This window comes from Geodermatophilus sp. URMC 63 (assembly GCF_053502565.1).
In genome coordinates, this window is sequence record NZ_CP199956.1 from 1,120,885 (window position 1) to 1,144,979 (window position 24,095).

The following is a 24,095-nucleotide window of genomic DNA, read 5'->3' on the forward strand; positions in this document are numbered from 1 at the left end:
CACACAGATGGTAGGAAAGCACCGTGGCCGACCGACTCGACGTGACGCTGCGGCTGGTGCGCAACGCCGGGCGGGCGTCGCTGGCCGACCTCGCCGCCCGGCTGGGCGTCTCGGAGATGACCGTCCGCCGCGACCTCGACGCCCTGCAGGCGCGCGGCCTGGTCGAGCGCGTGCGCGGCGGCGCGGTCGCCGTCGCCGAGCCGGAGAGCGCCGCCGGGTTCGCCGCCCGCGCCGGCTGGCAGGCCGGCCTCAAGGACCGCATCGGCCGGGCCGCCGCCGCGCTGGTCGCGCCGGGCGCCACCGTCCTGCTCGACGCCGGGACGACGACCGTGCACGTCGCCCGGGCACTGGCCGACCGCGCCGCCGCCGGCGAGGGCCCCTTCACCGCCGCCGTGCTGAGCCTGCCCGTGGCCGAGGCGCTGGCCGACCGGCCCGGCGTCCGGCTGCTGGTCGTGGGCGGGGAGTCCCGGCCGGGCGAGCGCAGCCTGGCCGGGCCGCTCACCGCCGCGGTGCTGCGGCAGCTCACCTTCGACCTGTTCGTCATGTCGATCGGGGCGGTCAGCGCCGAGGCCGGCTGGTCGGAGTTCACGCTGGAGGACGCCGCCGTCAAGCAGGTCGCCCTGCAGCAGGCCCGCAGCAGCCTGGTCGTCGCCGACGCCTCCAAGCTCGGCGTCCGCGCCTTCGCCGCGGTCGCGCCGCTGGGCGCCGTCGGCCGCCTGGTCACCGACGCCAGCGCCGGCGACCCCCGGCTCACCCCCGCGGCGCAGGACACCCTCGCCGCCCTCGAGAACGCCGACGTGGAGGTCCTGCTCGCGTGAACCAGCCCCTGATGATCCTGGTCGCCGGCCCCTACCGCGGGGGCACCGGCGACGACCCCGACCGCATCGCGGCCAACCACCGCGCCATCCGGGAGGCCTGCCTGGCGCTGTTCCGCGCGGGACACCTCGCCGTCAACGGGGAGGACCTGGCCCTGCCGCTGGCGGAGCTCGCCGGGTCCACCCGGGTCGGCGACGCCGCCTTCGACGAGGTGTTCCACCCGATGGGCCGCCGGCTGGTGGAGCGGGTCGACGCCGTCCTGCGGCTGCCCGGCGCCTCGGCCGGGTCCGACGAGATGGTCGCGCTCGCCCGGGCCCGGGGTGCCGCGGTCTACACCGGCCTCGACCAGGTGCCGGCGGTGGCGCGGTGACCGGCGTCGTGGGGGTCGACGTCCCCGACGCGCGCGGCCGCACCGGGCTGGACCGGGCCGGCCGCGACCTGACCGGCAACCCCGACGTCGTCGTCCGCGACGTCGAGGTGCTCTCCAGCTCCTGGTACGTCAACCGGCGGACGACGTTCGACCGGCGCGGGCGCGACGGCGCCTGGCACACCGAACAGCGCGAGACCCACGACCGCGGCAACGGCGCCACCCTGCTGCCCTACGACACCGCGCGGCGGACGGTGCTGCTCACCCGGCAGTTCCGCCTCCCCGCCTACGTCAACGGCTCCCTCGACGGGGTGCTGGTCGAGGCCGCGGCCGGGCTGCTCGACGAGGACGACCCCGAGACCGCCGTCCGCCGGGAGGCCGCCGAGGAGCTCGGGGTGGCGGTGGGCGCGCTGACCCGGCTGCCCGACGTGTGGATGAGCCCGGGGTCGGTGACCGAGCGGCTGGCGTTCTTCGCCGCGCCCTACACCCCGGCCGACCGGGTGAGCGCCGGCGGCGGACTCGCCGAGGAGGGCGAGGACATCGAGGTGCTCGAGCTCGACGTCGACGAGGCGCTGGCCATGGTCGACGACGGCCGGATCGCCGACGCCAAGACCATCCTGCTGCTGCAGTGGGCGGTGCTGCACGGGCCGTTCCGGGACCGTCAGAGCCGGGGCGGGCGGTAGGGGGTGCCGCCGGGCTGGTCGAGGCCCCAGCTCACGCCGTCGTACCAGCTCGAGCAGACGGTGTCGGCGAAGTACTGGCCGGGCCGCCCGCACTGCCGCGGGCCGGTGCCGGGGTCGTTCGGCGTGGCGTGGCCCATCCCGGCGACGGTGTAAGTGGTCACCCGCGCGGTGCCGTCCGCGTCGGCGTAGCGGGCGCGGATGGTGCCGGCCGGCAGGGCGGTGGTCGACGACGGCACCTGCGGGAGGCCGTGCACCGCCGTCCACTGGTCGCGCAGGTCGAGCGCGTTGGCCGGGTTCACGGTGCGGTCGTCGGTCCCCTGCCAGAGGGAGACCTCCGGCCACTCCGTCGTCCCCGCCGGCGCTGCCGCGCGGACCGCGTCCGCCCACTGCCCCGGCGTCCGCTGCCCGGACACGGTCATGCACGCGAGCGCGGTGAGCAGGTCGTCGGCGCAGCCGACGGGGACGCCGGCGATGACCGCGCCGGCCGCGAAGACGTCGGGGTAGGCGGCGAGCAGGGCCGCGCTCATCGCGCCCCCGGCCGACAGCCCGGTGACGAAGACCCGCCCCGGGTCGGCGCCAGACGCGGTGACCGCGTGCGCCACCATGCTGCGGATCGAGGCCACCTCGCCCTGGCCGCGGGTGACGTCGCCGGGCTGGAACCAGTTGAAGCACCGGTTGGCGTTGTTGGCGGCGACCTGCTGCGGGAGGACGACGGTGAAGCCCCACCGGTCGGCCAGCTCCGGCCAGCCCGAGCCGAGGGCGTAGCCGGCGGCGTCCTGGGTGCAGCCGTGCAGGGCGACGACGACCGGCGCGCCCGCGGGCAGCCCGGCCGGTCGGTGGGCGTACATCTGCAGCGCGCCGGGGTTGGCGCCGAAGTCGGCGACCCGGACCGGGGGCCCGGCCGCGGCCGCCGGGATCGCCCCCGTGCTCAGCAGGCCGGCGGCCACGAGGGCGGGGACCAGCAACGTTCGGAGCAGGGGACGGCGTCGCACGGGGCCTCCTCGGTCTCGGGTCACCGACGGTAGGACGCCGGTGACGGGCCGCGCTGCAGGGCCCCGTCCTCCCTCAGCGGGCGCCGCGCTCCCGGGCCAGCGCCACGTAGTGCTCGACGAGTGACGCGTCGTCCACGGCCCCCGGGTTGACCGCCTTCTCGGGCGGCACGCCCTGGAACAGCCGCTTGAGCGGCACCTCCAGCCGCTTGCCGGTGCGGGTGTGCGGCACGCCGGGCGCGACGAGGATCTCGTCGGGCACGTGCCGCGGGCTGGCGGAGCTGCGGATGGCGGCGCGGATGCGGTCGCGGAGGTCGTCGGTCAGCTCGGCGCCGGGGGTGAGCTGGACGAACAGCGGCATCCAGTAGCCGCCGTCGCGCTGCTCGACGCCGAGGACGACGCAGTCGGCGACCTCCGGGAAGCCCTCGACGGCGGCGTAGATGTCGGCGGTGCCCATGCGCACGCCGCCCCGGTTGAGCGTGGAGTCCGACCGGCCGGTGATGACGCAGGTGCCGCGGTCGGTGACCTCCATCCAGTCGCCGTGCCGCCACACGCCCGGCCACGGCTCGAAGTAGGACTCGCGGTAGCGGGTGCCCTCGGGGTCGTTCCAGAAGTACAGCGGCATGGAGGGCATCGGCTCGGTGATGACCAGCTCGCCCAGCTCGCCGACGACCGGCTCGCCGCTCTCGTTCCACGCGGCGGCCGCGACACCGAGCATCGGCCGCTGCAGCTCGCCGGCGGTCACCGGGAGGAGCAGCGTGCTGCCGATGAAGCCGGTGGCGACGTCGGTGCCGCCGGACGCCGAGCTGAGGAAGACGTCGCCGCCCACCGCGTCGTAGACCCAGTGGAACGCCGACGCGGGCAGCGGGGAGCCGGTGGACCCGATGACCCGCAGCGCCGACAGGTCGTGCGTCTCCCCCGGCCGGATGCCCGCCTTCTCGCAGGCGATGAGGTACCCGGCGCTGGTGCCCAGGTAGGTGATGCCGGTGCGCGCGGCGAGGGCGAACTGCGCGTCGACCGAGGGGTACGCCGGTGCGCCGTCGTGGACGACCACGGTCGCGCCGCGCAGCAGCGCCGAGGTGGCGATGTTCCACATGATCCAGGCGGTGGAGGCGTACCAGTAGAAGCGGTCGCCGGGGCCGACGTCGCCGTGCAGGCCCAGCTGCTTGTGCTCCTCGAGGACCACGCCGCCGTGCCCGTGCACGATCCCCTTGGGCAGCCCGGTGGTGCCCGAGGAGTAGACGATCCACAGCGGGTGCTCGAACGGCAGTGCCTCGAACACCGGGTCCTGCCGGTCGGCGACGGCGTCGGCCCAGCTCAGCGCCCCGTCGGGCACCTCGTCGGGGAACAGCCGGGGCACGGCGACCGTCGCCGTCACGGTCGGCAGGGCAGCGCGCAGCTCCGCGACGACGTCGCGGCGGTCGAACTCCCTGCCGTTGAACCGGTAGCCGTCGACGGCGACCAGGACGGTGGGCTCGATCTGGGCGAACCGGTCGAGGACGGCGCGGGTGCCGAAGTCGGGTGCGCAGGAGGACCACACCGCGCCGATCGCCGCGGCGCCGAGGAAGGCCACGACCGCCTCGGGGACGTTGGGCAGGTAGCCCGCGACCCGGTCGCCGCGCCGCACGCCCAGCCGGCGCAGGGTGGTGGCGAACGCGCCGACCTGCCCGCGCAGCTGCGCCCACGACACCTCGGTGGGCTCAGCGTCCTCGGCGACGGCGATCAGCGCCGGGTGCTCGTCGGTGGCGTGCCGCAGCGCCTGCTCGGCGTAGTTCACCGTCGTGCCGGGGAACCACTCGGCGCCGGGCATCTCGCGGCGGGTGAGCACCTGGTCGTCGGGGACCCGCGGCAGCACGCCGGACCACACGGCCACGTCGGCCCAGAACTGGTCGAGGTGCTCGACCGACCAGCGCCAGATCGCGTCGTAGTCGGTCGGGTCGAGGTCCAGCCCGCGGCGGGCGGCCGCGTCGCGGGCGAAGGCCGCGAGGCGGGTCGCCTCCCTCGTCTGCGGGGTGGGCTGCCAGAGCACCGGGGCGGCGGAGGTGTCAGCGGTCACAGCAGCACCCTGCCACCGGCCTGCGCGCGCCGGGTGGCCGGGCGGGCGGGGGGCGGCGGCACCCTCTCCTCTGCGACGATCTCACCGTGACCGAGCCGGAGCGCAACGTGCTGGGCGGCGAGCTGCAGCCGTGCGGCACCCAGCCCCTCACCGGGTTCTACCGCGACGGCTCGTGCCGCACGGGCCCGCAGGACGTGGGCAGCCACACGGTGTGCGCCGTCGTCTCCCAGGAGTTCCTGGAGCTCCAGCGCGAGCTCGGCAACGACCTCGTCACCCCACGGCCGGAGTACGGCTTCCCGGGGCTGCGGCCGGGCGACCGGTGGTGCGTGGTGGCCGCGCGGTGGCTGCAGGCCTACCGGGCGGGCGTGGCGGCCGGCGTCGTCCTGGCGGCGACCAACGCCCGCGCGCTGGAGATCGTGCCGCTCAGCGCCCTGCGCCAGCACGCCGTCGACGTGCCCGACGACATCAGCAGCCTGGACTGAGAGGACCCCGTGACCCCCACGACCCGCGAGCTCGGGGAGGGACCCCGCGAGGGGGCCGCCGACCTGCTCTCCGTGCCCGTCTCGACCCTGCAGGGCGAGGAGACCACGCTCGGCGCGCTCACCGGGGGCCGGCCCGCGCTGGTGGTCAACGTGGCCAGCCGCTGCGGGCTCACCCCGCAGTACACCCAGCTCGAGCAGCTGCAGCAGGAGTACGGCCCGCGCGGCTTCACCGTCGTCGGCGTGCCGTGCAACCAGTTCGCCGGACAGGAGCCGGGCACCGCCGAGGAGATCGCCGGGTTCTGCTCGGCCACCTACGGCGTCTCCTTCCCGTTGACCGCGAAGGTCGAGGTCAACGGCGAGGGCGCGCACCCGGTGTACCGGCAGCTGACCGCCGTCCCCGACGGCTCGGGCGAGGCCGGGCCGGTGCAGTGGAACTTCGAGAAGTTCCTGCTGACCGGGGACGGCGAGGTGGTCGCCCGGTTCCGCCCGACGACCGACCCGGCCGCCCCGGAGGTCCGGACGGCGATCGAGGCCCTCCTCCCCCGCTGACCGCGGCGCGCTCCACCGGCTCGTCCCGTCCTCCGCGGGCCGGATCGGACCCGTGGCGCGCGGAACCGGCCCGTGCAGCGGCCTCACCGCCGCCCGGGCGCGCGGTGCTCGGGCGGCCGGACGGCGACCGCGGGGCCAGCATGGGGGCATGGCCGACCTGCGCTTCTACTTCGACCCCGTCTGCCCGTTCGCGTGGATGACCAGCAAGTGGGTCCGCACGGTGGCCGCGCAGCGCGCGTACGACGTCGACTGGCGGTTCATCTCGCTGCGGCTGCTCAACGCCCACGTCGACTACGACAGCCACTTCCCGCCCGAGTACGAGGCGGGCCACACCTCCGGGCTGCACCTGCTCCGCGTCGCCGCCCGGACCCGGGCCGAGCACGGCGCGGCCGCGGTCGGCCCGCTCTACGAGGCCCTCGGCCGGCACGTCTTCGAGGACCCCGCCGGCCAGCCGCCGCCCGAGCGCGCGACCAGCCGCGAGTTCCTCGACACGGTGCTGGGCGAGGCCGGTCTGCCCGCCGACCTGGCCTCGGCCGTGGACGACGACTCGTGGGACGACGGCATCCGGGCCGAGACCGACGAGGCGCTGGGCCTGACCGGCCGCGACGTCGGCACCCCGATCCTGCACTTCGAGCCGCCGGAGGGCGTGGCCTTCTTCGGCCCGGTCATCAGCCGGCTGCCGAGCGAGGAGGAGGCCGTCGCGCTGTGGGAGTCGGTGGTGCACCTGGCCCGCTTCCCGGGCTTCGCCGAGCTCAAGCGCAGCCTCCGCGAGCGCCCGCAGCTGCCCGCCTTCGGCGTCACGGAGGACGAGGTCGGGGTGCAGGAGGACTGGCACGGGGGCAGCCGTCGGCTCAAGCGCTGACCGGCGGCGCGGGGGTCACACGGCGGAGCGGGTCCCCGGCGCGAGCGGCGCGGGCGTCTCCGGGAGGGGCGCCGGCGCCGGCCGCGCGGCGGTGCGGGCGGTCTGCGCGAGCGCGATGCCGCCGAGCACCACCAGGCCGCCGGCCACCTGCCAGCCGGTGAGCACCTGCTCCACCCACAGCCAGGCGACGACCGAGGCGAACACCGGCTCGACGGTGGCCACCAGGCCGGCGGTCGTGGGCGGCAGGTGCCGCAGCGCGGCGATCGAGAGCCAGAACGGCACGATCGCCCCGAGGACGGCGATCCACAGCACCAGCAGCCACAGCGGCAGGGTCGCCTCGCCCAGCGACACCGGCACCTGCTCGCCGAGCACCGCCGGGTCGAGCGGCGCGGTGAACGGCGCGACGACCGCCCAGAACAGGCCCGCGGCCACGAACGTCCAGGTGGTGAGCGCGACCGGGTCGCGGGTCGCCGTACCCCGCTCGCCCATCAGGTAGTAGGTGGCCAGGCACACCGCCGCCGCCAGGCCGGCAGCGACGCCGAGCGGGTCGAGCGAGCCGCCGCCCTGCCACACCTGCGCCACCAGGACCAGCCCGGACAGCGACAGCGCCAGCGCCGCCCAGATGCGGGGCCGCACCGGCTCCCGGCGCACCAGGCGCACCCACAGCGCGATGCCGACCGGCGCGGTCATCTCGAAGACGAGCGCGATGCCCACCGGCAGCCGGCCGATGGCCACGAAGTAGAGGAACTGGGTGAGCGCGACACCGACCACGCCGAACACGGCGAGGAAGGGCACCTCGCGCCAGGTGACCCGCAGCCGCCGCGGGGCGACGACGGCCAGCGCGACCAGTAGTCCTCCCGCCGCGCCGGCGCACCGCATCGCCGTCAGCCAGGTCGGCGGGACCCCCGCCTGCAGCGCGAGCGTGGACACGGTGCCGTTGACGGCGAACAGCCCGCCCGCCGCCACGGTGAGCAGGTAGCCGGCGGCGGGACGGCGGGTGTGCGGCACCCGTCCGACTGTAGCGGGCGTCGCGCTCGACGCCCCCTACCGGCCCCGGCCGCTCCACCGGTCGGCGCCCCAGGGCGTCGGGGACACCACACCGCGCTCCCGGGTGTCCCACAGCCGCAGCGGGCACCCTCGGGGCGTGACCGAACTGCGCCCCCCGTGGTCCCCGCGCCGCCGCCGGACGCTGGGCGGCCTGGCGGTGGGCGCGGTCGTCTGCGGCATCGGGGCCCTCCTGCTGCCCGCGGAGATCGGGGTGACCGCGGCCCTGCTCGCCGCGCTGTGCGGCTTCCTGTTCCTGGTGGCGCTGGTGCTGTTCTTCGCCGTCCCGGGCCCGGACACGGTCGGCACGCTGCTGCGCTCGCCGTCCCTGGGCGGGGCGGTGACCGTCGTCGCCGTCCTGCTGTGGTTCTCGACCGCCGGCCAGCCGCTGCGCTGGCTGTGGGCGCTGGCGGCGGCGGCCGGCCTGGCCTGGCTGGGGACGGCGCTGTGGCTGGTCCGCCGCGGCTGACCCCCGCCCGGGGCGCCGGCCGGGCGGCGGCAGACTGCCGGGCGTGGACCTGCCCCCCGCCTTCTACGTCCCGGACGGCGACGGCCTCGTCGCCACCGCGCTGACCATCGGGCCCTGGGACCCCGGTCTCCAGCACGCCGGCCCGCCCGCCGCGCTGCTGGCGCGCGAGGCCGAGCGCGCCAGCGGCATCCCCGGCGGCCAGACCGTGCGGCTGGCCTACGACGTCCTCGGGCCGGTCCCGGTCGGGCCGGTGCGGGTGGCGGCGCGGGTGCTGCGGCCGGGCCGGCGGATCGAGCTGGTCGAGTCCACGCTCACCGCGGGCGGGCGGGCGGCCATGCGGCTCACCGCCTGGCGGATGCGCTCCGGCGCGGCGACGGCGGTCTCCCCAGCACGGCGCCACCCGGTGGGCCCGGAGGACGCCGCGCCCGCCGAGTTCAGCGTCTTCTCCGAGCCGGTCGCCTACCACCGGTCGCTGGAGTGGCGGCTGGCCGCGGGCTCGATCACCGCACCCGGGCCCGCGGCCGCCTGGACCCGCCCGCTGTGCGCGCTGGTCGAGGGCGAGCCGATCACGCCGTTGCAGCACCTGCTGGCCATGACCGACGCCGCCAGCGGCATCTCCGCAGAGCTCGACTGGACCGAGGCCACGTTCGCCAACGTCGACCTCGTCGTCGCCCTGTTCCGGCAGCCGGCGGGCGAGTGGCTGGCCATGGACGCGACGACGACGCTGGGGCCGGCCGGCGCGGGCCAGTGCGGCGCCGACCTCTACGACGTCGAGGGGCGGATCGGCCGCTCGGTCGCGTCGCTGTTCGTGGAACCGCGCTGAGCGTCCTGCCAGGGAGAGCCGGTTGGATGGGACGACGCCGTCGACCGCCCGGAGGACGTGACCTGTCATGGGCCCACTGACCGACCTGCTCGAGTGGCTCGCCGGCCGCGGCCTGGAGATCGTGCTGATCATCCTGGGCTCGGTGCTGCTGGCCCGCTTCATCACGTGGGTGGGCACCCGGATCACCGACCGCATCGACGCCCGCTCCACCGGCGGCGACGTGCTCGTCCGCTCCGAGGCGGCCAAGCACCGCCACTCGCTGACCCAGGTCGTCACCTGGACGCTCATCGTGCTCGTCTACACGGTGGCCGCCTTCTACGTGCTCGACCGCCTCGGCGTCCCGGTCACCGGGCTGGTCGCGCCGGCCACGGTGCTCGGCGTCGGCCTCGGCTTCGGCGCGCAGCGGATCGTCGGCGACGTGCTCGCCGGGTTCTTCCTCATCACCGAGCGGCAGTACGGCTTCGGCGACGTCGTCTCGATCAACGTCGTCGGCGGCGGCGACCCGGCCGAGGGCACCGTGGAGGACGTCACCCTGCGGGTGACCCGGCTGCGCTCGGCCGACGGCGAGGTGGTCACCGTCCCCAACGGGCAGATCGTCAAGGTCGTCAACCTCTCCCGCGACTGGGCGCGCGCGGTGGTCGACGTCCCGGTGCCGACGACGGCCGACGTCACCCGGGTCAACGAGATCCTCCGCGACGTCGGCAAGCAGGCCTTCGCCGACCCGGGGCTGCGCCGGCTGCTGCTCGACGAGCCCAGCGTCATGGGCGTGGAGAGCATCGACCTCGAGCAGGTCAACGTGCGCGTGGTGGCCCGGACCCTGCCCGGCCGGCAGTTCGAGGTCGGCCGCGACCTGCGGGCGCGCATCGTGCTGGCCTTCCGGCGCGCCGGGCTCACGCTCACCCCGGCACCGCCGCCGGACCCGGCCACGCCGGCCGGCCCCTCCCGGCAGGGGGCGCAGCAGTGACCGTCCCGGGCACGCCCCGGGCCGAGGAGGAGCGCGCCGGCGGCGACCCCGCGGCGCGCGGGCGCTTCGGGCTCTCCCGCCGCCCCCGGGTGCCCGGGCACGTCGGCCGCGCCCGCACGTCGACGGTGGTGCTGGTCGTGCTGTTCCTCGGCCTGGGCCTGCTCTACCTCTACGTCCGCCCGGAGACCGTCGTCCCGGCCGGGGAGACCGGTACGCCGGGGGTCACCACGCCGGCCCCGGCCCCGGCGACGACCCCGGCGCCCGCGACGACCGCGCCGACCACCACCGGCGAGGCCCCCGCGACGACGACCGGGCCCACGACCAGCGAGCCGACGCCGACCCGCGACGAGCCGGCGGACGGGACGGCGCCCGGGGAGACGGCGCCCGGCGAGACCGCGCCCGGCGAGACCGCGCCCGGGGAGACGGCGCCCGGGGAGACGACCCAGGAGTCGGCGCCGGGGACGACGAGCGCGCCGACCACCACCGGCGAGGCGCCGCGGACCACCGTCGGACCGGCGCCGACCTCGGGGACCACGCCGACCGGCTGACCGGCACGTGGACAGCTGACGTGAACGGCCGTTAACGTCCGGGGTGACCACCCCGCCCACCTCCCGGAGGACGACATGGCAGCCGACGTCGACGCCGCAGCGGAGGTGACCGCGGCTGCGCCGGCCCCACCCCGCGCCCGGCACGAGGCCCTGGTCGCCGACCTGCGCGAGCGGCTGCGGCAGCGCGCGCTCGGCGGCTCCGGGTCGGCGCGGGCCCGGCACGTCGAGCGCGGCAAGCTGCTCCCCCGCGACCGCGTCGCCCACCTGCTCGACCCCGGCAGCCCCTTCCTCGAGCTCTCGCCGCTGGCCGCCGAGGACATGTACGACGGCGACTCCCCCGGCGCCGGGATCATCACCGGCATCGGCCGGGTCGCCGGGCGGCCGTGCGTCCTCGTCGTCAACGACGCCACGGTCAAGGGCGGCACCTACTACCCGATGACGGTCAAGAAGCACCTGCGAGCGCAGGAGGTGGCGCTGCAGAACCGGCTGCCGTGCGTCTACCTGGTCGACTCCGGCGGGGCGTTCCTGCCGATGCAGGACGAGGTCTTCCCCGACCGCGAGCACTTCGGCCGGATCTTCTACAACCAGGCCACGATGAGCGCCCGGGGCATCCCGCAGGTCGCCGCCGTCCTGGGCTCGTGCACCGCCGGCGGGGCGTACGTCCCCGCGATGGCCGACGAGTCGGTGATCGTCCGCGAGCAGGGCACGATCTTCCTGGGCGGCCCGCCGCTGGTGAAGGCCGCCACCGGCGAGGTGGTCAGCGCCGAGGACCTCGGCGGCGGCGACCTGCACAGCCGCGTCTCCGGGGTCACCGACCACCTGGCCGACGACGACGAGCACGCCCTGGAGATCGTCCGCCGCATCGTCGCGACGCTGGCCCCGCCCGCGGCGCCGGCCTGGGAGGTCGCCCCGCCGCGCGACGCCGTCCGTCCGCAGACCGACCTCTACGACCTCGTGCCGGTCGACCCCCGCACGCCCTACGACGTCCGCGACGTGATCACCACGCTCGTCGACGGCGGCGAGCACCAGGAGTTCAAGGCGCTCTACGGGCCGACGCTGGTGACCAGCTTCGCCCGGCTGCACGGGCACCCCGTGGGCATCGTGGCCAACAACGGCGTGCTGTTCGGCGAGTCGGCGCAGAAGGGCGCGCACTTCGTCCAGCTCTGCGACCGGCGGCGCATCCCGCTGCTGTTCCTGCAGAACATCACCGGGTTCATGGTCGGCCGCGACTACGAGGCCGGCGGCATCGCCAAGCACGGCGCCAAGATGGTCACCGCCGTCGCCTGCGCCCGGGTGCCCAGGCTGACCGTCGTCATCGGCGGGTCCTACGGCGCCGGCAACTACTCGATGTGCGGCCGGGCCTACTCCCCCCGCTTCCTGTGGATGTGGCCCAACGCCCGCATCTCGGTGATGGGCGGCGAGCAGGCCGCCTCGGTGCTGGCCACCGTCCGCCGCGACGGGCTGGCCGCCCGCGGCACCGACTGGCCCGCCGACGAGGAGGAGGCGTTCAAGGCGCCGGTCCGCGCGCAGTACGAGGCCCAGGGCAACCCCTACTACTCCACGGCGCGGCTCTGGGACGACGGCGTCCTCGACCCCGCCGACACCCGCACCGTCCTCGGCCTGGCGCTGTCCGCGTGCGCCCAGGCCCCCCTCGACGACGTCGCCTACGGCGTCTTCCGGATGTGAGCGCCGTGCCGAAGACGACGCACCTGCCGGAACCGCCGGCCACCGACGATCCGAACGAGTGCGGAGTCGAGCGATGAGCACCTTCGACACCGTCCTCGTCGCCAACCGGGGCGAGATCGCCGTCCGGGTGATCCGCACGCTGCGCCGGCTCGGCATCCGCTCGGTCGCCGTGTACAGCGACGCCGACGCCGACGCGCCGCACGTCCGCGCCGCCGACGTCGCCTACCGCCTGGGCCCCGCCCCGGCCGCGCAGAGCTACCTGTCGGTGCCGCGGGTGGTCGAGGCCTGCCGGGCCACCGGCGCGCAGGCCGTGCACCCCGGCTACGGCTTCCTGTCGGAGAACCCGGCCCTCGCCGGCGCGCTCGCCGACGCCGGCGTGGTCTTCGTCGGCCCGCCGGCCGAGGCGATCCGGGTGATGGGCGACAAGATCACCGCCAAGCGGACCGTCGTCGCCTCCGGTGTGCCCGTCGTCCCCGGCACCGCCGAGCCCGGCCTCACCGACGACGACCTCGTGGCCGCGGCCCCCGGCATCGGCTTCCCCGTGCTGGTCAAGCCCTCGGCCGGCGGCGGCGGCAAGGGCATGCGGGTGGTCGAGGACGCCGCGGACCTGCCGGCCGCGCTGGTCAGCGCCCGCCGGGAGGCCGCCGCCGCGTTCGGCGACGACACCCTGTTCCTCGAGCGGTTCGTGCAGCGGCCGCGGCACGTCGAGGTGCAGGTGCTCGCCGACGCCCACGGCGCCGTCGTCCACCTCGGCGAGCGCGAGTGCAGCCTGCAGCGCCGCCACCAAAAGGTGGTCGAGGAGGCGCCCTCGCCGCTGCTCGACGCCGCCACCCGCGCCCGCATCGGCGACGCCGCCTGCGCCACGGCCCGCAGCGTCGGCTACACCGGCGCCGGCACGGTGGAGTTCATCGTCTCGGCCGACCGGCCCGAGGAGTTCTTCTTCATGGAGATGAACACCCGCCTGCAGGTCGAGCACCCGGTCACCGAGCTGGTCACCGGCCTGGACCTGGTCGAGCAGCAGCTGCGCGTGGCCGCCGGCGAGCCCCTGGCGTTCGGCCAGGACGACGTCGCGCTGACCGGCTGGGCGGTCGAGGCGCGGGTCTACGCCGAGGACCCCGGCCGCGGCTTCCTGCCCACCGGCGGGCGGGTGCTCGCCTTGGCCGAGCCCGCCGGCGCCCGCGTCGACTCCGGCGTCGCGGCCGGCACCGTCGTCGGCTCGGACTACGACCCGATGCTGGCCAAGGTGGTCGCGCACGGCCCGGACCGGGCCACCGCGCTCGCCGCGCTCGACCGCGCGCTGGGCGACACCGCGGTGCTCGGCGTGACCACCAACGTCGGGTTCGTCCGCGCGCTGCTGGCCGAGTCCGACGTGCGCGCCGGGCACCTGGACACCGCGCTGCTCGACCGGGTGGCCGCCTCCTACGCGGCCCCGCCGGTGCCCGACCTCGCCGTCCTCGCCGCCGCCGCGCACCTGTGGCTCACCGCCTGGGCCGCGGCCGACCCGGCCGACCCGTGGAGCGCGCCGACCGGCTTCCGGCTGGGGGACGCCGCGCCGTTCACCGTCCGGCTCGAGGCCGGCGGCCGGCCACGCACGGTGGCGCTGACCGGCACGCCGGCCGCGGCCCGCGCCACCCTCGACGGCGCCGACGCCGGGACGCTGTCCTGCGCGGCCGAGGACGGCGGCCTGGCGCTGGTCCGCGACGGCGTGCGGTCCCGCTGCCTGGTCGCCGCCGACGGCGACGGGCACGGCGACGGGCACGGCCTGTTCGTGCACGCCGATGGCGCGGACTGGCCGCTGCGCCGGGCCCGCCGCGTGGTGCTGCGGCCCGACAGCGCCGCGGCGCACCCCCCGGAGCTGACCAGCCCGATGCCCGGCTCGGTGATCGCGGTGCCGGTGACCGACGGGCAGGCCGTCGCCGCCGGGGAGCCGGTGGTCGTCGTCGAGGCGATGAAGATGGAGCACACGCTGCGCGCCCCGGCCGACGGCGTCGTCGAGCTGCTCGTCGCGGCCGGCGACCAGGTGCGGCTCGACCAGGTGCTCGCCCGGCTCACCCCCGCCTGAGCCGGAGCCCGCTCCGCTAGGGTCGGCGCAGGCTCACGAGAGGCAGCGTCAAGCACCTGGCTGGCTGCCCGGCAACCTCTCTCCGTCCGAGGTGCTCCAGGGGAAGAGCCGGCCGCGCGGCACCCGCCGCCCGGCAGGACGGAGTCCTCCGTGCGCCGCGGGGTCTCCCGAACGAGAGGAGACGGCGCGTGACCGACCCGCAGAGCTGGAGCTTCGAGACCCGGCAGGTCCACGCCGGCACCAGCCCCGACCCCACCACCGGGGCCCGCGCCCTGCCGATCTACGCCACGACCGCCTACCAGTTCCGCGACAGCAAGCACGCCGCGGACCTCTTCGCGCTGGCCGAGATGGGCAACATCTACACGCGGATCATGAACCCGACGCAGGACGCGCTCGAGCAGCGCGTGGCCTCGCTGGAGGGCGGCGTCGCGGCGCTCGCGGTGGCCAGCGGCATGGCGGCGGAGACGCTGGCGCTGCTCAACGTCGCCGAGGCCGGCAGCCACGTCGTCGCCTCGGCCTCGCTGTACGGCGGCACCTACAACCTGCTGCACCACTCGCTGCCCAAGCTCGGCGTCGAGGTGTCCTTCGTCGAGGACCCCGACGACCCGCAGAGCTGGCAGTCGCTGGTGCGCGAGAACACCAAGGCGCTCTACGGGGAGTCGATCGGCAACCCGAAGGGCGACGTCCTCGACATCGCCGCCGTCGCCGAGGTGGCCCACCGCAACGGCGTCCCGCTGATCGTGGACAACACCATCGCCACGCCGTTCCTGGTGCGCCCGCTGGAGCACGGCGCCGACGTCGTCGTCCACTCGGCCACCAAGTACCTGGGCGGGCACGGCACCGCGATCGCCGGGGTCATCGTCGACGGCGGCACGTTCGACTGGACGTCGGGGAGGTTCCCCGGGTTCACGACGCCGGACCCGACCTACCACGGCGTGGTCTACGCCGACCTCGGCGCCCCGGCCTACGCACTCAAGGCCCGCGTGCAGCTGCTGCGCGACCTCGGCCCGGCGATCAGCCCGTTCAACGCCTGGCTGGTCGTGCAGGGGATCGAGACGCTGTCGCTGCGGATGGAGCGGCACGTGGCCAACGCCCAGCGGGTGGCGGAGTTCCTCGAGGCGCACGACGAGGTCGAGTCGGTGCACTACGCCGGCCTGCCGTCCTCGCCGTGGCACGCCGCCCAGCAGCGCTACGCCCCGCGCGGCGCCGGCGCGGTGCTGGCCTTCGAGATCCGCGGCGGCGTCGAGGCCGGCCGGCGCTTCGTGGAGGCGCTGGAGCTGCACAGCCACGTGGCCAACATCGGCGACGTCCGCAGCCTGGTCATCCACCCGGCCTCGACCACGCACTCGCAGCTCACGCCCGAGGAGCAGCAGACCACCGGGGTCACGCCCGGGCTGGTGCGCCTGGCCGCCGGGCTGGAGGGGATCGACGACATCCTCGCCGACCTCGAGGCGGGGTTCCGCGCCGCCAAGGGGGCGTGATGACGGGGGTGCGGGACGTCCCGGCGTCCCGCACCCCGCCGCGCACCGGTGGGTGGCGCGACGGCGACCCCGCCGGGGACCGGCTGTTCCTCGACCTGGACGGACCGGTCCGCCTCGAGCGCGGCGGGGTGCTGCCCGGCGTCCGGGTCGCCTACGAGACCTGGGGGACGCTCGCGCCCGACGGCGGCAACGCGGTGCTCGTCGAGCACGCGCTGACCGGCGACAGCCACGTCACCGGGCCGGCCGGGCCCGGGCACCCGACCCCGGGCTGGTGGGCGCCGCTGGTCGGGCCGGGGGCGCCGTTGGACACCGGGCGGCTCTTCGTCGTCTGCGCCAACGTGCTGGGCGGCTGCCAGGGGACGACGGGGCCGTCCTCGACCGCGCCCGACGGCGCCCCGTGGGGCGCGCGCTTCCCCGAGGTGACCGTCGGCGACCAGGTGCTCGTGGAGGCCGCGCTCGCCGACGCGCTCGGCGTCCGCCGGTGGGCGGCCGTCGTCGGCGGGTCGATGGGCGGGATGCGCGCGCTGGAGTGGGCGGTGGCGCTGCCCGAGCGGGTCGCCGGGCTGCTCTTCCTCGCCTCCGGCGCGGCCGCGACCGCCGACCAGATCGGCACGCAGACCACCCAGCAGGCCGCGATCCGCGCCGACCCCGTCGCCGGGCTCGGCGTCGCCCGGCGGATCGCGCACCTCACCTACCGCAGCCCGGTCGAGCTGGAGGAGCGGTTCGGGACGACCGTGCAGGACGACGGCCGCTTCGCCGTCGCCTCCTACCTCGACCACCACGCCGACAAGCTCGCCCGCCGCTTCGACGCCGGCAGCTACGTGGTGCTCACCGAGGCGATGAACACCTGGGACGTCGGCCGCGGCCGGGGCGGGATCGAGGCCGCGCTGTCGCGGGTGACCGCGCGGGCCGTCGTCGCCGGGGTGGACAGCGACCGGCTCTACCCGCTGGAGCTGCAGCAGCGGGTGGCCGACGCGCTCGGCGTCCCGCTGCGGGTGGTGTCCTCGCCGCACGGGCACGACGGCTTCCTCGTCGAGGCCGGTGCCGTCGGCGCGCTGGTGCGCGAGCTGCTCGGCACCTGAGCCTCCCCGCCGAGATCGCGCGATCCCGCACGTCCTGGTGGCCCCGCGCGTGCGAGATCGCGCGATCTCGACAGACTGGCGGGGTGAGCGACGACGACCTCGACGCCCTGCGCCTGGCCTGCGACCGCGCGCTGAGCGGCCACGGACCGGTGCGCGCCGCGGACCTGCTGGCCACGATCCCCGCGGACACGGCGGTCGACCGGTACGGCACGGGCGGGGTGGTCGCCGAGCTGGAGACCGAGGTCGCGCAGGTGCTGGGCAAGCCGGCCGCGGTCTACCTGCCCAGCGGGACCATGGCCCAGCAGTCGGTGCTGCGCGTGCACGCCGGGCGCAGCCGCCGGGAGACGGTGGTGGGCCACCCCGAGTGCCACCTGTTCCGCCACGAGGGAGGCGCGCTGGCGCGGCTGCAGGGCCTGGTCGAGCGCCCGGTCGGCGACCGGCACCGGGTGCTGCTGCGCGCCGAGCTCGACGACGTGGCCGAGCCGCCGGCCGCGCTGGTGGTGGAGCTGCCGCAGCGCGACCTCGGCGGGCCGCTGCCGCCCTGGGACGACGTGGTCGCGCAGGCCGCGTGGGCGCACGACCGGGGCACGGTCGCGCACCTCGACGGCGCGCGGCTGTGGGAGGCCGCGACCGGGTACGGCCTGCCGCCGTCCGACGTCGCGGCGCCCTTCGACACCGTCTACGTGAGCTTCTACAAGGGCGTCGGCGCGCTGGCCGGGTGCGCGGTGGCCGGGCCGGCCGACGTCGTCGCCGAGGTCCGGGAGTGGCGCCGGCGGATGGGCGGCACGCTGTTCGGCCTGTGGCCCGGCGCCGCCTCGGCGCTGACCTGCCTGCGCCGCCGGCTGCCGCTGTTCCCCGGCTACCTCGAGCGTGCGCGGGAGGTGGCCGACGCCGTGCGCGGCCTGCCCGGCGTGCGGGTGGTCCCCGACCCCCCCGGAGACGCCGATGCTCCACCTGCTGCTGTCGGCCACGCCGGACGCCTTCCGCGCCGCCGCCCGCGCGCTGGCCGAGGAGGGGCTGTGGACCTGGGCGGAGCCGGGGATCACCAGCGACCCCACCGTGGTGCGCGTGGAGCTGTCCGTGGGCGACGCGACCCTGGCCCTGTCTCCGGAGGAGGTCCGCGCCGCCGTCGCCCGCCTGGCCGGCGGCGTGTGAACCCGCGAGATCTGCACACTGGCGGCCTTCGCGGCCCGGGAGACCGCGAGTGTGCAGATCTCGCGGACGGGCCTAGTCGGCCGCGTCGCCCGGGATGTACCCGGCCGGGGGCAGCGGACGCCGCACCACCGGCCGCACCTTCCGCGCCGCGGGCAGCCGCTCGGTGTAGCTCTGCGCGTTGAGCCGGATGTGGGTGAGGTCGTCCTCGGTGGCCTGCCGGATCACCTTCGCCGGGATCCCGGCCACCAGCGACCCCGGCGGCACCTGCGTGCCCTGCGTGACGACGGCGCCGGCGGCCACGATCGAGCCCGAGCCGATGTGCGCGCCGTTCATCACCACGCTCCCCATGCCGACCAGCACGTCGTCGTCGACCCGCGCGCCGTGCAGCACGACCCGGTGCCCGACGGTGACCCCCCGGCCGACGACGAGCGGGAACCCCGGGTCGGCGTGCAGGGTGCTGCCGTCCTGCACGTTCGAGCCCTCGCCGATCTCGATGACCTCGGCGTCGGCCCGGGCGACCGCGCCGTACCAGATGCTCGAGCGCGGCCCCATGGTCACCGCACCGACCACCACCGCCGTCGGTGCGACGAAGGCCTCGTCGTCGATGGCCGGGGCGCCGAACGGCAGTTCCGCGATGTAGTTGTCCGCCACGGCGTCCACCCCAGCACATCTCGGCTCCCCGCGGGCAGACTCCACCCGTGCCCGCCCCGCTGCCGCCGCTGCCCACCACCGTCGTCGGGAGCCTCCCCCAGCCCGGGTGGCTCATCGACCGCGACCGCCTGGCGCACCGGTTCCCGCCCCGGGTGCGCGCCCGGAAGCTGTGGCGGCCGGCCCCCGAGCTGCTCGAGGAGGCGCAGGACGACGCGACGCTGCTGGTCCTGCGCGCCCAGGAGGCGGCCGGCCTCGACGTCGTGGTCGACGGCGAGCAGCGCCGGGAGTCCTACTCCAACCACTTCGCCACGGCGCTCGAGGGCGTCGACGTCGACACCCCCGGCACGGTGGTCAACCGGTCGGGGAAGCCGATCCCGGTGCCGCGGGTGGTCGGCGAGCTCCGCCGGCGCGGCCCGATCCAGGCGCGCGACGTGCGCTTCCTGCGCGCGCACACCGACCGGCCGGTGAAGACCACGCTGCCCGGCCCGTTCACGATGGCGCAGCAGGCGGCCGACGAGCACTACGGCGACGACCGGGCGCTCGCGCTGGCCTACGCCGACGTCGTCCGCGAGGAGATCGCCGACCTGTTCGCCGCCGGCGCCGACGTCGTCCAGATCGACGAGCCGTGGCTGCAGGCGCGGCCCGAGGTGGCCCGCCGCTACGGCGCGGAGGCGGTGACCCGGGCGGTGGAGGGCGCGCCCGGCCCGGTGCACCTGCACCTGTGCTTCGGCTACGCGGCGATGGTCGCCGAGCGCCCGGAGGGCTACTCGTTCCTGCCCGAGCTCGCCGACACCCCGGTGGACACCGTGTCGGTGGAGACCGCCCAGTCGCACCTGGACCCCGCGTCGCTGCGGCCGCTGCGCGGCAAGGGGATCGCGCTGGGCGTGCTGGACCTGTCCACGCCGGAGGTGGAGACCCCGGAGGTGGTCGCCGACCGCGTCCGGCGCGCGCTCGACGACGTCGACGTCTCGCGGCTGGTGCTCTCCAGCGACTGCGGCCTGAAGTACCTGCCCCGGGCCTCCGCCGAGGGCAAGATGCGCGCCCTCGCCGAGGCGGCCCGCGTGCTGCGCGCGGAGCTGTGAGCACGGAGCTGCCGTGAGGGACCGGCAGGGGCCAGGATCGCCGTCGTGACCGTGCCGACCGACCTGCCCGTGCTCGCCTTCCCCGACCAGACCGCCCTCGAGGCGTGGCTGGAGGCCGAGCACGCCACCGCCCCCGGCTGCTACGTGCGCCTGGCGAAGAAGGGCGCCGGGGTGCCCTCGGTGACCCAGGCGGAGCTGGTCGAGTCGCTGCTGTGCTTCGGCTGGATCGACGGCCGCATCAACCGGCTCGACGAGCGCTCCTACCTGGTGCGGGTCACCCCGCGGCGTCCGCGCAGCGTGTGGTCGCAGAAGAACGTCGCCGCCGTCGCCGAGCTCACCGCGGCCGGCCGGATGCGCCCGGCCGGCCTCGTCCAGGTCGAGGCGGCGCGGGCCGACGGCCGCTGGGACCGCGCCTACGCCGGCGCGGCCACCATCACCGTGCCCGACGACCTCGCCGCCGCCCTGGCCGCCGAGCCGGCCGCGCAGGAGGCGTTCGCGGAGCTCGACGCCACCAACCGCTACGCGGTGCTCCACCGGGTGCACACCGCGGCCACCCCGGCCACGCGGGCGAAGCGGGTCGCCGCGGTCGTCACGATGCTGGCGGAGGGTCGCCGGCCGCACCCGGCCGCTCCCGCCAGAAGCGGCCGTCGCGCCACCGCCACAGGAGCATGAGCAGCACGCCGGCGACCAGGACCCCGACGCCGATGACCAGCGGCGGGCCCAGCCCGAACCACGCCTGCCCGCCGTAGCTGTTCGCCGGGTCGGCGAGGTCGCGCGCCGAGAGGACGAGCAGCCACAGCAGCACCGCCGCGCCGGCCACCGGCCCGACCCCGAGCAGCAGCAGGTCGCGCGCGCTGCGGGTCAGCCGCCGGCGGAACCACCAGGCGCAGGCCAGCCCGGTGAGCGCGTAGTACAGCGCGATGAGCAGCGACAGCGCGGTGATGGAGTCCAGCAGCGCGTTCTCGCTGACCAGGTGCACGCCGACGTACCAGGCCACCGCCACGCCGGCGACCCACCAGGTCGACACGTCCGGCGTCCGGTACCGCTCGGACACCGAGCCGAACGGGACCGGCAGCGCCGCCCGCCGGGCCATGGACAGGGCCGTGCGCGACGCCGGGATGATCGTCGTCTGCGTGGAGGCGATCGCCGAGGTGGCGACGGCGAGCAGCACCACCCAGTCCCAGCCGCCGAGCACGTCGGTGGACAGCAGCGCGAACACCGCCTCCTCCTGGTCGGCGTTGCCGGCCAGGAAGCCGGTGCCGGCGAAGGAGACGACGGCGACCGCGACGCCGAGGTACGTCAGCAGCAGGACGACGGTGGCGAGCACCCCGGCCCGCCCGGGCGCCCGCAGCGGGTCGCGGGTCTCCTCGGTGAGGTTGACCGCCGACTCCCAGCCCCAGAACGCGAAGACGCCGAGCAGCAGCCCGCCGGTCAGCGCCGCGCCACCCGCGCCGGAGGGGTCCAGCCAGCTCCAGGACGGCACCAGCCCTCCGGAGGGCGTGTCGCCGCGCACCCCGCGGACGACGGCGACGACGGCGAACACCGCCAGCGCCAGCGTCTGGGCCAGGATCAGCCCGTTCTGCAGCCGGGCCGAGATCTCGGTGCCCAGCACGCACAGCGCGGACATCCCCACGACGAGCGCCACGCTCAGCGCCACCACCAGCGGCGTCGAGGCCTCCCAGGCGTCCAGCCCGAGGGCCAGCAGGGTGAAGCGGACGCCGACCTCGGCCAGCGACCCGACCACCAGGACGCCGGTCATCGTGATCGCCCAGCCGCCGATCCAGCCGGTGGTCGGGCCGAAGGCGCGGGTGACCCAGGAGAACGTCGTCCCGCAGTCTGGGTCGGCCCGGTTGAGCGCGGCAAACGCCCCGGCGATGAGCAGCATCGGGACGAAGGAGGCCAGCACGACCCCGGGGGCGTGCACGCCGACCAGCGCCACGACCGGCCCGATCACCGCCGCCAGCGAGTACGCCGGCGAGGTCGCGGCCAGGCCGATGACCAGCGCGTCGAGGAAGCCGATCGCCTCCGGGCGCAGGGCCGGCTGCGGTCGCTGCGCTGCCCGGGTCACCGGCGGCACGTTACGTCGCCGGCGTTCAGGCGATGCGGACGGCGCCCCGGTAGCCGGACTGGTCGACGCTGGTCACCGCGACCGGCGAGCCGAAGGTGCGGGCGTGCACCATCTTGCCGTCGCCGACGTAGATCCCCACGTGGCTGACCGGTGAGTAGAAGTAGACGACGTCGCCGGGCTCGAGGTCGGCCCGGGCGACCGGCGTCCCCAGCTCGGCCTGCGCGCCGCTGGAGTGCGGCAGCGAGATCCCCGCCGCGGCGTAGGCGTACTGGGTCAGCCCCGAGCAGTCGAACCCGTCCGGGCCGGAGGATCCCCAGACGTAGGGGTCGCCGAGCTGGGCCAGGGCGGTCTGCACCGCGACGGCGGCGGCCGGCCCGGGGGCCGCGGCGACCGCGTCCACGGTGGACGGCGCGGTGAGCGCCGGCCCGGCCAGCGCGGAGGTGACCGCGGCCTGCTCGGCGGCCGAGAGCCGGGTGAAGTCGGCCTCGTAGGCGTCGACCTGCTGCTGTACCTGGGCCTGCTGGTCGTGCAGCGCGGCCAGCGCCGCGGCGGCTTCGTCACCGGCGGCGTCGGCCGCCGAGCGGGCCTGCTCGGCGGCGGCCTGGGCGGCGGCCACCTCCGCGAGCACCCCCTCGGTGTGGTCGGCGATGAGGTCCAGCGTGGTCATCTGGGCGATCAGGTCGTCGGCGGAGTCGCTGGCGAGGAAGGCGGCCACCCGCGACCGCGTGCCACCCGTGTAGCCGGTCTGCGCGATCGCCCGGATGCGCGGTCCGTACTCCGTCAGCGTGGTCTCGGCCTGCGCGGCGGCCCGCTCGGCGTCGGTGGCGGCCTGCTGACGGGCCTGCACGGTCAGCTCGGCCTGGTGCACCTGCTCGTCGAGCGCGGTGAGCCGGCGGCCGGTCTCCTCGACCAGCCGGGCGGCCTGATCGGCGGTCGCAGGTGCGGTCGTGGGTGCGGCCGAGGCGGGGGCGGGGGCGAGCACGAGGGCCAGCAGGCCGGTGGCGGCGACGACCGCACCCGACCAGCGGCGGCCCGTCGTCCGGTTGCGCTGCACGTCCGCCGTCCCCCCTGCCGCCGGTGGCGGCCCCCGTTGATCCACACGGACCGTAGGGAGGTGGTGACCAGAGGGTGAGGGCGGCGCGCGGGCTCCCCCGCGGGGGAGGGCGCACCCGTCACACCCGTCCCGGGAGGCGCCGGCCGTCCCGCGGCCGGCCGGTGCGGTCAGGACCGGGTGCTGCGGCGGCGGTCGGGGGCCATGGGTACCAGCAGGTCGGCGACCGCGCCGGTGACGAAGGAGTAGAGGGCCTTGCCGGCGACGTCGACGACCCGGTCGCGGCGCGACCAGGTCCACGGCGGGTCACCGACCCCGGTGGCGTTCTCCAGGGTCTGGTCGGTGGCCAGCCGGACGGAGGTGTGCCAGGCCGAGGCGCGCCAGCCCCGCAGCCCGCTGGCCGACCAGACGCCGCGCAGCGCGCCGACGGTGGCACCGGTGCCCCAGTGCATGACGTGGTTGACCACCGGGGGGCGGGCCGACTCGGGCAGCCGCCGGCCGGTGGTGAGGGCGATCAGGGTGCGGCCGGGCACGTAGCTGTCCGGCCGCCCGGTCACCTGCTGCTCGACCTTCTCGGCCAGGGTCATCGCCGCGGTGCCGGCCAGTCCGGCCAGGGCGCCGCGCAGCGCCGCTCGTCCCAACACGGGGCACTCCTACCCCGGGACGGACGTCCCCCGAACCCCTCTCCCGCGAGAGGCGGAGGAGCAGGCGGCCCTCCTGCAGGGCCCCGCCGCGAGCCTGCGAGTGGTGGGGGCAGGAGGGTCCTTCGATCAGCCGGCGAGGGGCTCCTCGGCATCGAGCCCGGACAGCCGCTCCAGGTCGCGGAGGACCGCGGAGAGCTCGTCGGCGGTCCAGGGCTCGCAGCAGTCGCAGCCGTCCTCGCGGAAGCTGCGCAGGCCCAGCGTGCCGCCGGACTGGTCCTCGTCGATGGCCAGGCGGCCGGCGACCGGGGACCGGTGGCAGGGGCACGAGGAGGCACACAGGCCGATGCCCCACCCGGAGACGACGACGGTGTTGCCGTCGTCCCAGATCTGGCCCACCTGGAAGACGGAGGGCTTCTGGCTGCGGGTCATGAGGCGCTCCCCTCGACGCCCCCGTCCCTGGGGGGCCTGCTGCGGTCGCCCG

At 76.4% G+C, this 24,095-nt stretch carries 25 protein-coding genes and 1 riboswitch; of the genes, 17 read left to right on the forward strand and 8 right to left on the reverse strand.

The genetic code is table 11. The features are described from left to right. The first annotated feature begins 23 nt into the window (after nucleotides 1-23). The 3 genes from ACWIZO_RS05495 to ACWIZO_RS05505 are packed head-to-tail and all read left to right on the forward strand — an operon-like array spanning nucleotide 24 to nucleotide 1,866. On the forward strand, nucleotides 24-818 hold the full coding sequence (locus tag ACWIZO_RS05495) for a DeoR/GlpR family DNA-binding transcription regulator (protein ID WP_448641499.1): 795 nt from the start codon (nucleotides 24-26) through the stop codon (nucleotides 816-818). Further along, on the forward strand, nucleotides 815-1,186 hold the full coding sequence (locus ACWIZO_RS05500; RefSeq protein WP_448641500.1) for a DUF4406 domain-containing protein: 372 nt from the start codon (nucleotides 815-817) through the stop codon (nucleotides 1,184-1,186). Before ACWIZO_RS05495 ends, ACWIZO_RS05500 begins: the two co-directional genes overlap by 4 nt. Further along, a complete protein-coding gene (locus ACWIZO_RS05505) occupies nucleotides 1,183-1,866 on the forward strand; it encodes an NUDIX domain-containing protein (protein WP_448641501.1) in 684 nt (227 codons plus the stop codon). The genes ACWIZO_RS05500 and ACWIZO_RS05505 overlap by 4 nt, the downstream gene beginning before the upstream one ends. On the opposite strand, the gene ACWIZO_RS05510 is transcribed toward ACWIZO_RS05505, so the two are convergent. Both ACWIZO_RS05510 and ACWIZO_RS05515 read right to left on the reverse strand, forming a co-directional pair. Beyond that, on the reverse strand, nucleotides 1,845-2,858 hold the full coding sequence (locus ACWIZO_RS05510) for an extracellular catalytic domain type 1 short-chain-length polyhydroxyalkanoate depolymerase (protein WP_448641502.1): 1,014 nt from the start codon (nucleotides 2,856-2,858) through the stop codon (nucleotides 1,845-1,847). The genes ACWIZO_RS05505 and ACWIZO_RS05510 overlap by 22 nt on opposite strands. Nucleotides 2,859-2,931: 73 nt before the next feature. Next, a complete protein-coding gene (locus ACWIZO_RS05515; RefSeq protein ID WP_448641503.1) occupies nucleotides 2,932-4,911 on the reverse strand; it encodes an acetoacetate--CoA ligase in 1,980 nt (659 codons plus the stop codon). Nucleotides 4,912-4,997: 86 nt separating this feature from the next. On the opposite strand from ACWIZO_RS05515, the gene ACWIZO_RS05520 reads away from it, so the two are divergent. From ACWIZO_RS05520 to ACWIZO_RS05530, 3 genes are all read left to right on the forward strand, one after another. Next, nucleotides 4,998-5,393, forward strand: coding sequence for a DUF2237 family protein (locus ACWIZO_RS05520; RefSeq protein WP_448641504.1), 396 nt, complete (start codon nucleotides 4,998-5,000; stop codon nucleotides 5,391-5,393). A gap of 9 nt (nucleotides 5,394-5,402) precedes the next feature. Then, on the forward strand, nucleotides 5,403-5,942 hold the full coding sequence (locus ACWIZO_RS05525; protein WP_448641505.1) for a glutathione peroxidase: 540 nt from the start codon (nucleotides 5,403-5,405) through the stop codon (nucleotides 5,940-5,942). A gap of 148 nt (nucleotides 5,943-6,090) precedes the next feature. After that, a complete protein-coding gene (locus tag ACWIZO_RS05530; RefSeq protein ID WP_448641506.1) occupies nucleotides 6,091-6,804 on the forward strand; it encodes a mycothiol-dependent nitroreductase Rv2466c family protein in 714 nt (237 codons plus the stop codon). A gap of 15 nt (nucleotides 6,805-6,819) precedes the next feature. Here the strand turns inward: ACWIZO_RS05530 and ACWIZO_RS05535 are convergent, their stop codons facing one another. Further along, on the reverse strand, nucleotides 6,820-7,812 hold the full coding sequence (locus ACWIZO_RS05535; protein WP_448641507.1) for an EamA family transporter: 993 nt from the start codon (nucleotides 7,810-7,812) through the stop codon (nucleotides 6,820-6,822). A gap of 136 nt (nucleotides 7,813-7,948) precedes the next feature. Between ACWIZO_RS05535 and ACWIZO_RS05540 the strand changes: the two genes are divergently transcribed. The 9 genes from ACWIZO_RS05540 (at nucleotide 7,949) to ACWIZO_RS05580 (ending at nucleotide 18,300) form a co-directional block, all read left to right on the forward strand. Next, nucleotides 7,949-8,317, forward strand: coding sequence for a hypothetical protein (locus ACWIZO_RS05540; RefSeq protein WP_448641508.1), 369 nt, complete (start codon nucleotides 7,949-7,951; stop codon nucleotides 8,315-8,317). A 43-nt stretch (nucleotides 8,318-8,360) separates the two neighbouring features. Next, nucleotides 8,361-9,140, forward strand: coding sequence for a thioesterase family protein (locus tag ACWIZO_RS05545; RefSeq protein WP_448641509.1), 780 nt, complete (start codon nucleotides 8,361-8,363; stop codon nucleotides 9,138-9,140). Nucleotides 9,141-9,207: 67 nt separating this feature from the next. Then, nucleotides 9,208-10,104, forward strand: coding sequence for a mechanosensitive ion channel family protein (locus ACWIZO_RS05550; protein ID WP_448641510.1), 897 nt, complete (start codon nucleotides 9,208-9,210; stop codon nucleotides 10,102-10,104). Next, nucleotides 10,101-10,652: a hypothetical protein gene (locus ACWIZO_RS05555; protein ID WP_448641511.1), complete on the forward strand. Its 552-nt coding sequence runs from the start codon at nucleotides 10,101-10,103 to the stop codon at nucleotides 10,650-10,652. The genes ACWIZO_RS05550 and ACWIZO_RS05555 overlap by 4 nt, the downstream gene beginning before the upstream one ends. Nucleotides 10,653-10,727: 75 nt before the next feature. Beyond that, nucleotides 10,728-12,338 carry a carboxyl transferase domain-containing protein gene (locus ACWIZO_RS05560; RefSeq protein WP_448641512.1) on the forward strand — a complete coding sequence of 537 codons (1,611 nt, stop codon included), beginning with the start codon at nucleotides 10,728-10,730 and terminating at the stop codon, nucleotides 12,336-12,338. Between the two features lie 73 nt (nucleotides 12,339-12,411). Next, on the forward strand, nucleotides 12,412-14,400 hold the full coding sequence (locus ACWIZO_RS05565) for an acetyl/propionyl/methylcrotonyl-CoA carboxylase subunit alpha (RefSeq protein ID WP_448641513.1): 1,989 nt from the start codon (nucleotides 12,412-12,414) through the stop codon (nucleotides 14,398-14,400). Between the two features lie 31 nt (nucleotides 14,401-14,431). Next, nucleotides 14,432-14,546: riboswitch (SAM riboswitch) on the forward strand. 42 nt (nucleotides 14,547-14,588) lie between these two features. Continuing rightward, nucleotides 14,589-15,881, forward strand: coding sequence for a bifunctional o-acetylhomoserine/o-acetylserine sulfhydrylase (locus tag ACWIZO_RS05570; protein ID WP_448641514.1), 1,293 nt, complete (start codon nucleotides 14,589-14,591; stop codon nucleotides 15,879-15,881). Further along, nucleotides 15,881-16,963, forward strand: coding sequence for a homoserine O-acetyltransferase MetX (metX, locus tag ACWIZO_RS05575; protein WP_448641515.1), 1,083 nt, complete (start codon nucleotides 15,881-15,883; stop codon nucleotides 16,961-16,963). Before ACWIZO_RS05570 ends, metX begins: the two co-directional genes overlap by 1 nt. 83 nt (nucleotides 16,964-17,046) lie before the next feature. Then, a complete protein-coding gene (locus ACWIZO_RS05580) occupies nucleotides 17,047-18,300 on the forward strand; it encodes a threonine aldolase family protein (protein WP_448641516.1) in 1,254 nt (417 codons plus the stop codon). On the opposite strand, the gene ACWIZO_RS05585 is transcribed toward ACWIZO_RS05580, so the two are convergent. Further along, nucleotides 18,191-18,778, reverse strand: coding sequence for a gamma carbonic anhydrase family protein (locus tag ACWIZO_RS05585; protein WP_448641517.1), 588 nt, complete (start codon nucleotides 18,776-18,778; stop codon nucleotides 18,191-18,193). The genes ACWIZO_RS05580 and ACWIZO_RS05585 overlap by 110 nt on opposite strands. 38 nt (nucleotides 18,779-18,816) lie before the next feature. Here ACWIZO_RS05585 and ACWIZO_RS05590 point away from each other — a divergent pair, with 38 nt between their 5' ends. After that, the gene (locus ACWIZO_RS05590; protein WP_448641518.1) at nucleotides 18,817-19,851 is read left to right on the forward strand and encodes a uroporphyrinogen decarboxylase family protein; all 1,035 of its coding nucleotides are present in this window, start codon (nucleotides 18,817-18,819) and stop codon (nucleotides 19,849-19,851) included. A 45-nt stretch (nucleotides 19,852-19,896) separates the two neighbouring features. Then, nucleotides 19,897-20,523: a YdeI/OmpD-associated family protein gene (locus tag ACWIZO_RS05595; protein WP_448641519.1), complete on the forward strand. Its 627-nt coding sequence runs from the start codon at nucleotides 19,897-19,899 to the stop codon at nucleotides 20,521-20,523. Here the strand turns inward: ACWIZO_RS05595 and ACWIZO_RS05600 are convergent. From ACWIZO_RS05600 to ACWIZO_RS05615, 4 genes are all read right to left on the reverse strand, one after another. Continuing rightward, nucleotides 20,441-21,919 (reverse strand): APC family permease, encoded by a 1,479-nt coding sequence (locus ACWIZO_RS05600; protein WP_448641520.1) that lies wholly within the window; start codon nucleotides 21,917-21,919, stop codon nucleotides 20,441-20,443. The two genes, ACWIZO_RS05595 and ACWIZO_RS05600, sit on opposite strands and share 83 nt — an antisense overlap. A gap of 25 nt (nucleotides 21,920-21,944) precedes the next feature. Beyond that, nucleotides 21,945-22,973, reverse strand: a complete 1,029-nt coding sequence (locus ACWIZO_RS05605; protein WP_448641521.1) for a C40 family peptidase — start codon at nucleotides 22,971-22,973, stop codon at nucleotides 21,945-21,947. A 167-nt stretch (nucleotides 22,974-23,140) separates the two neighbouring features. After that, nucleotides 23,141-23,614 (reverse strand): hypothetical protein, encoded by a 474-nt coding sequence (locus ACWIZO_RS05610; protein ID WP_448641522.1) that lies wholly within the window; start codon nucleotides 23,612-23,614, stop codon nucleotides 23,141-23,143. Between the two features lie 126 nt (nucleotides 23,615-23,740). Further along, nucleotides 23,741-24,043, reverse strand: coding sequence for a hypothetical protein (locus ACWIZO_RS05615; RefSeq protein ID WP_448641523.1), 303 nt, complete (start codon nucleotides 24,041-24,043; stop codon nucleotides 23,741-23,743). Nucleotides 24,044-24,095 lie beyond the last annotated feature (52 nt).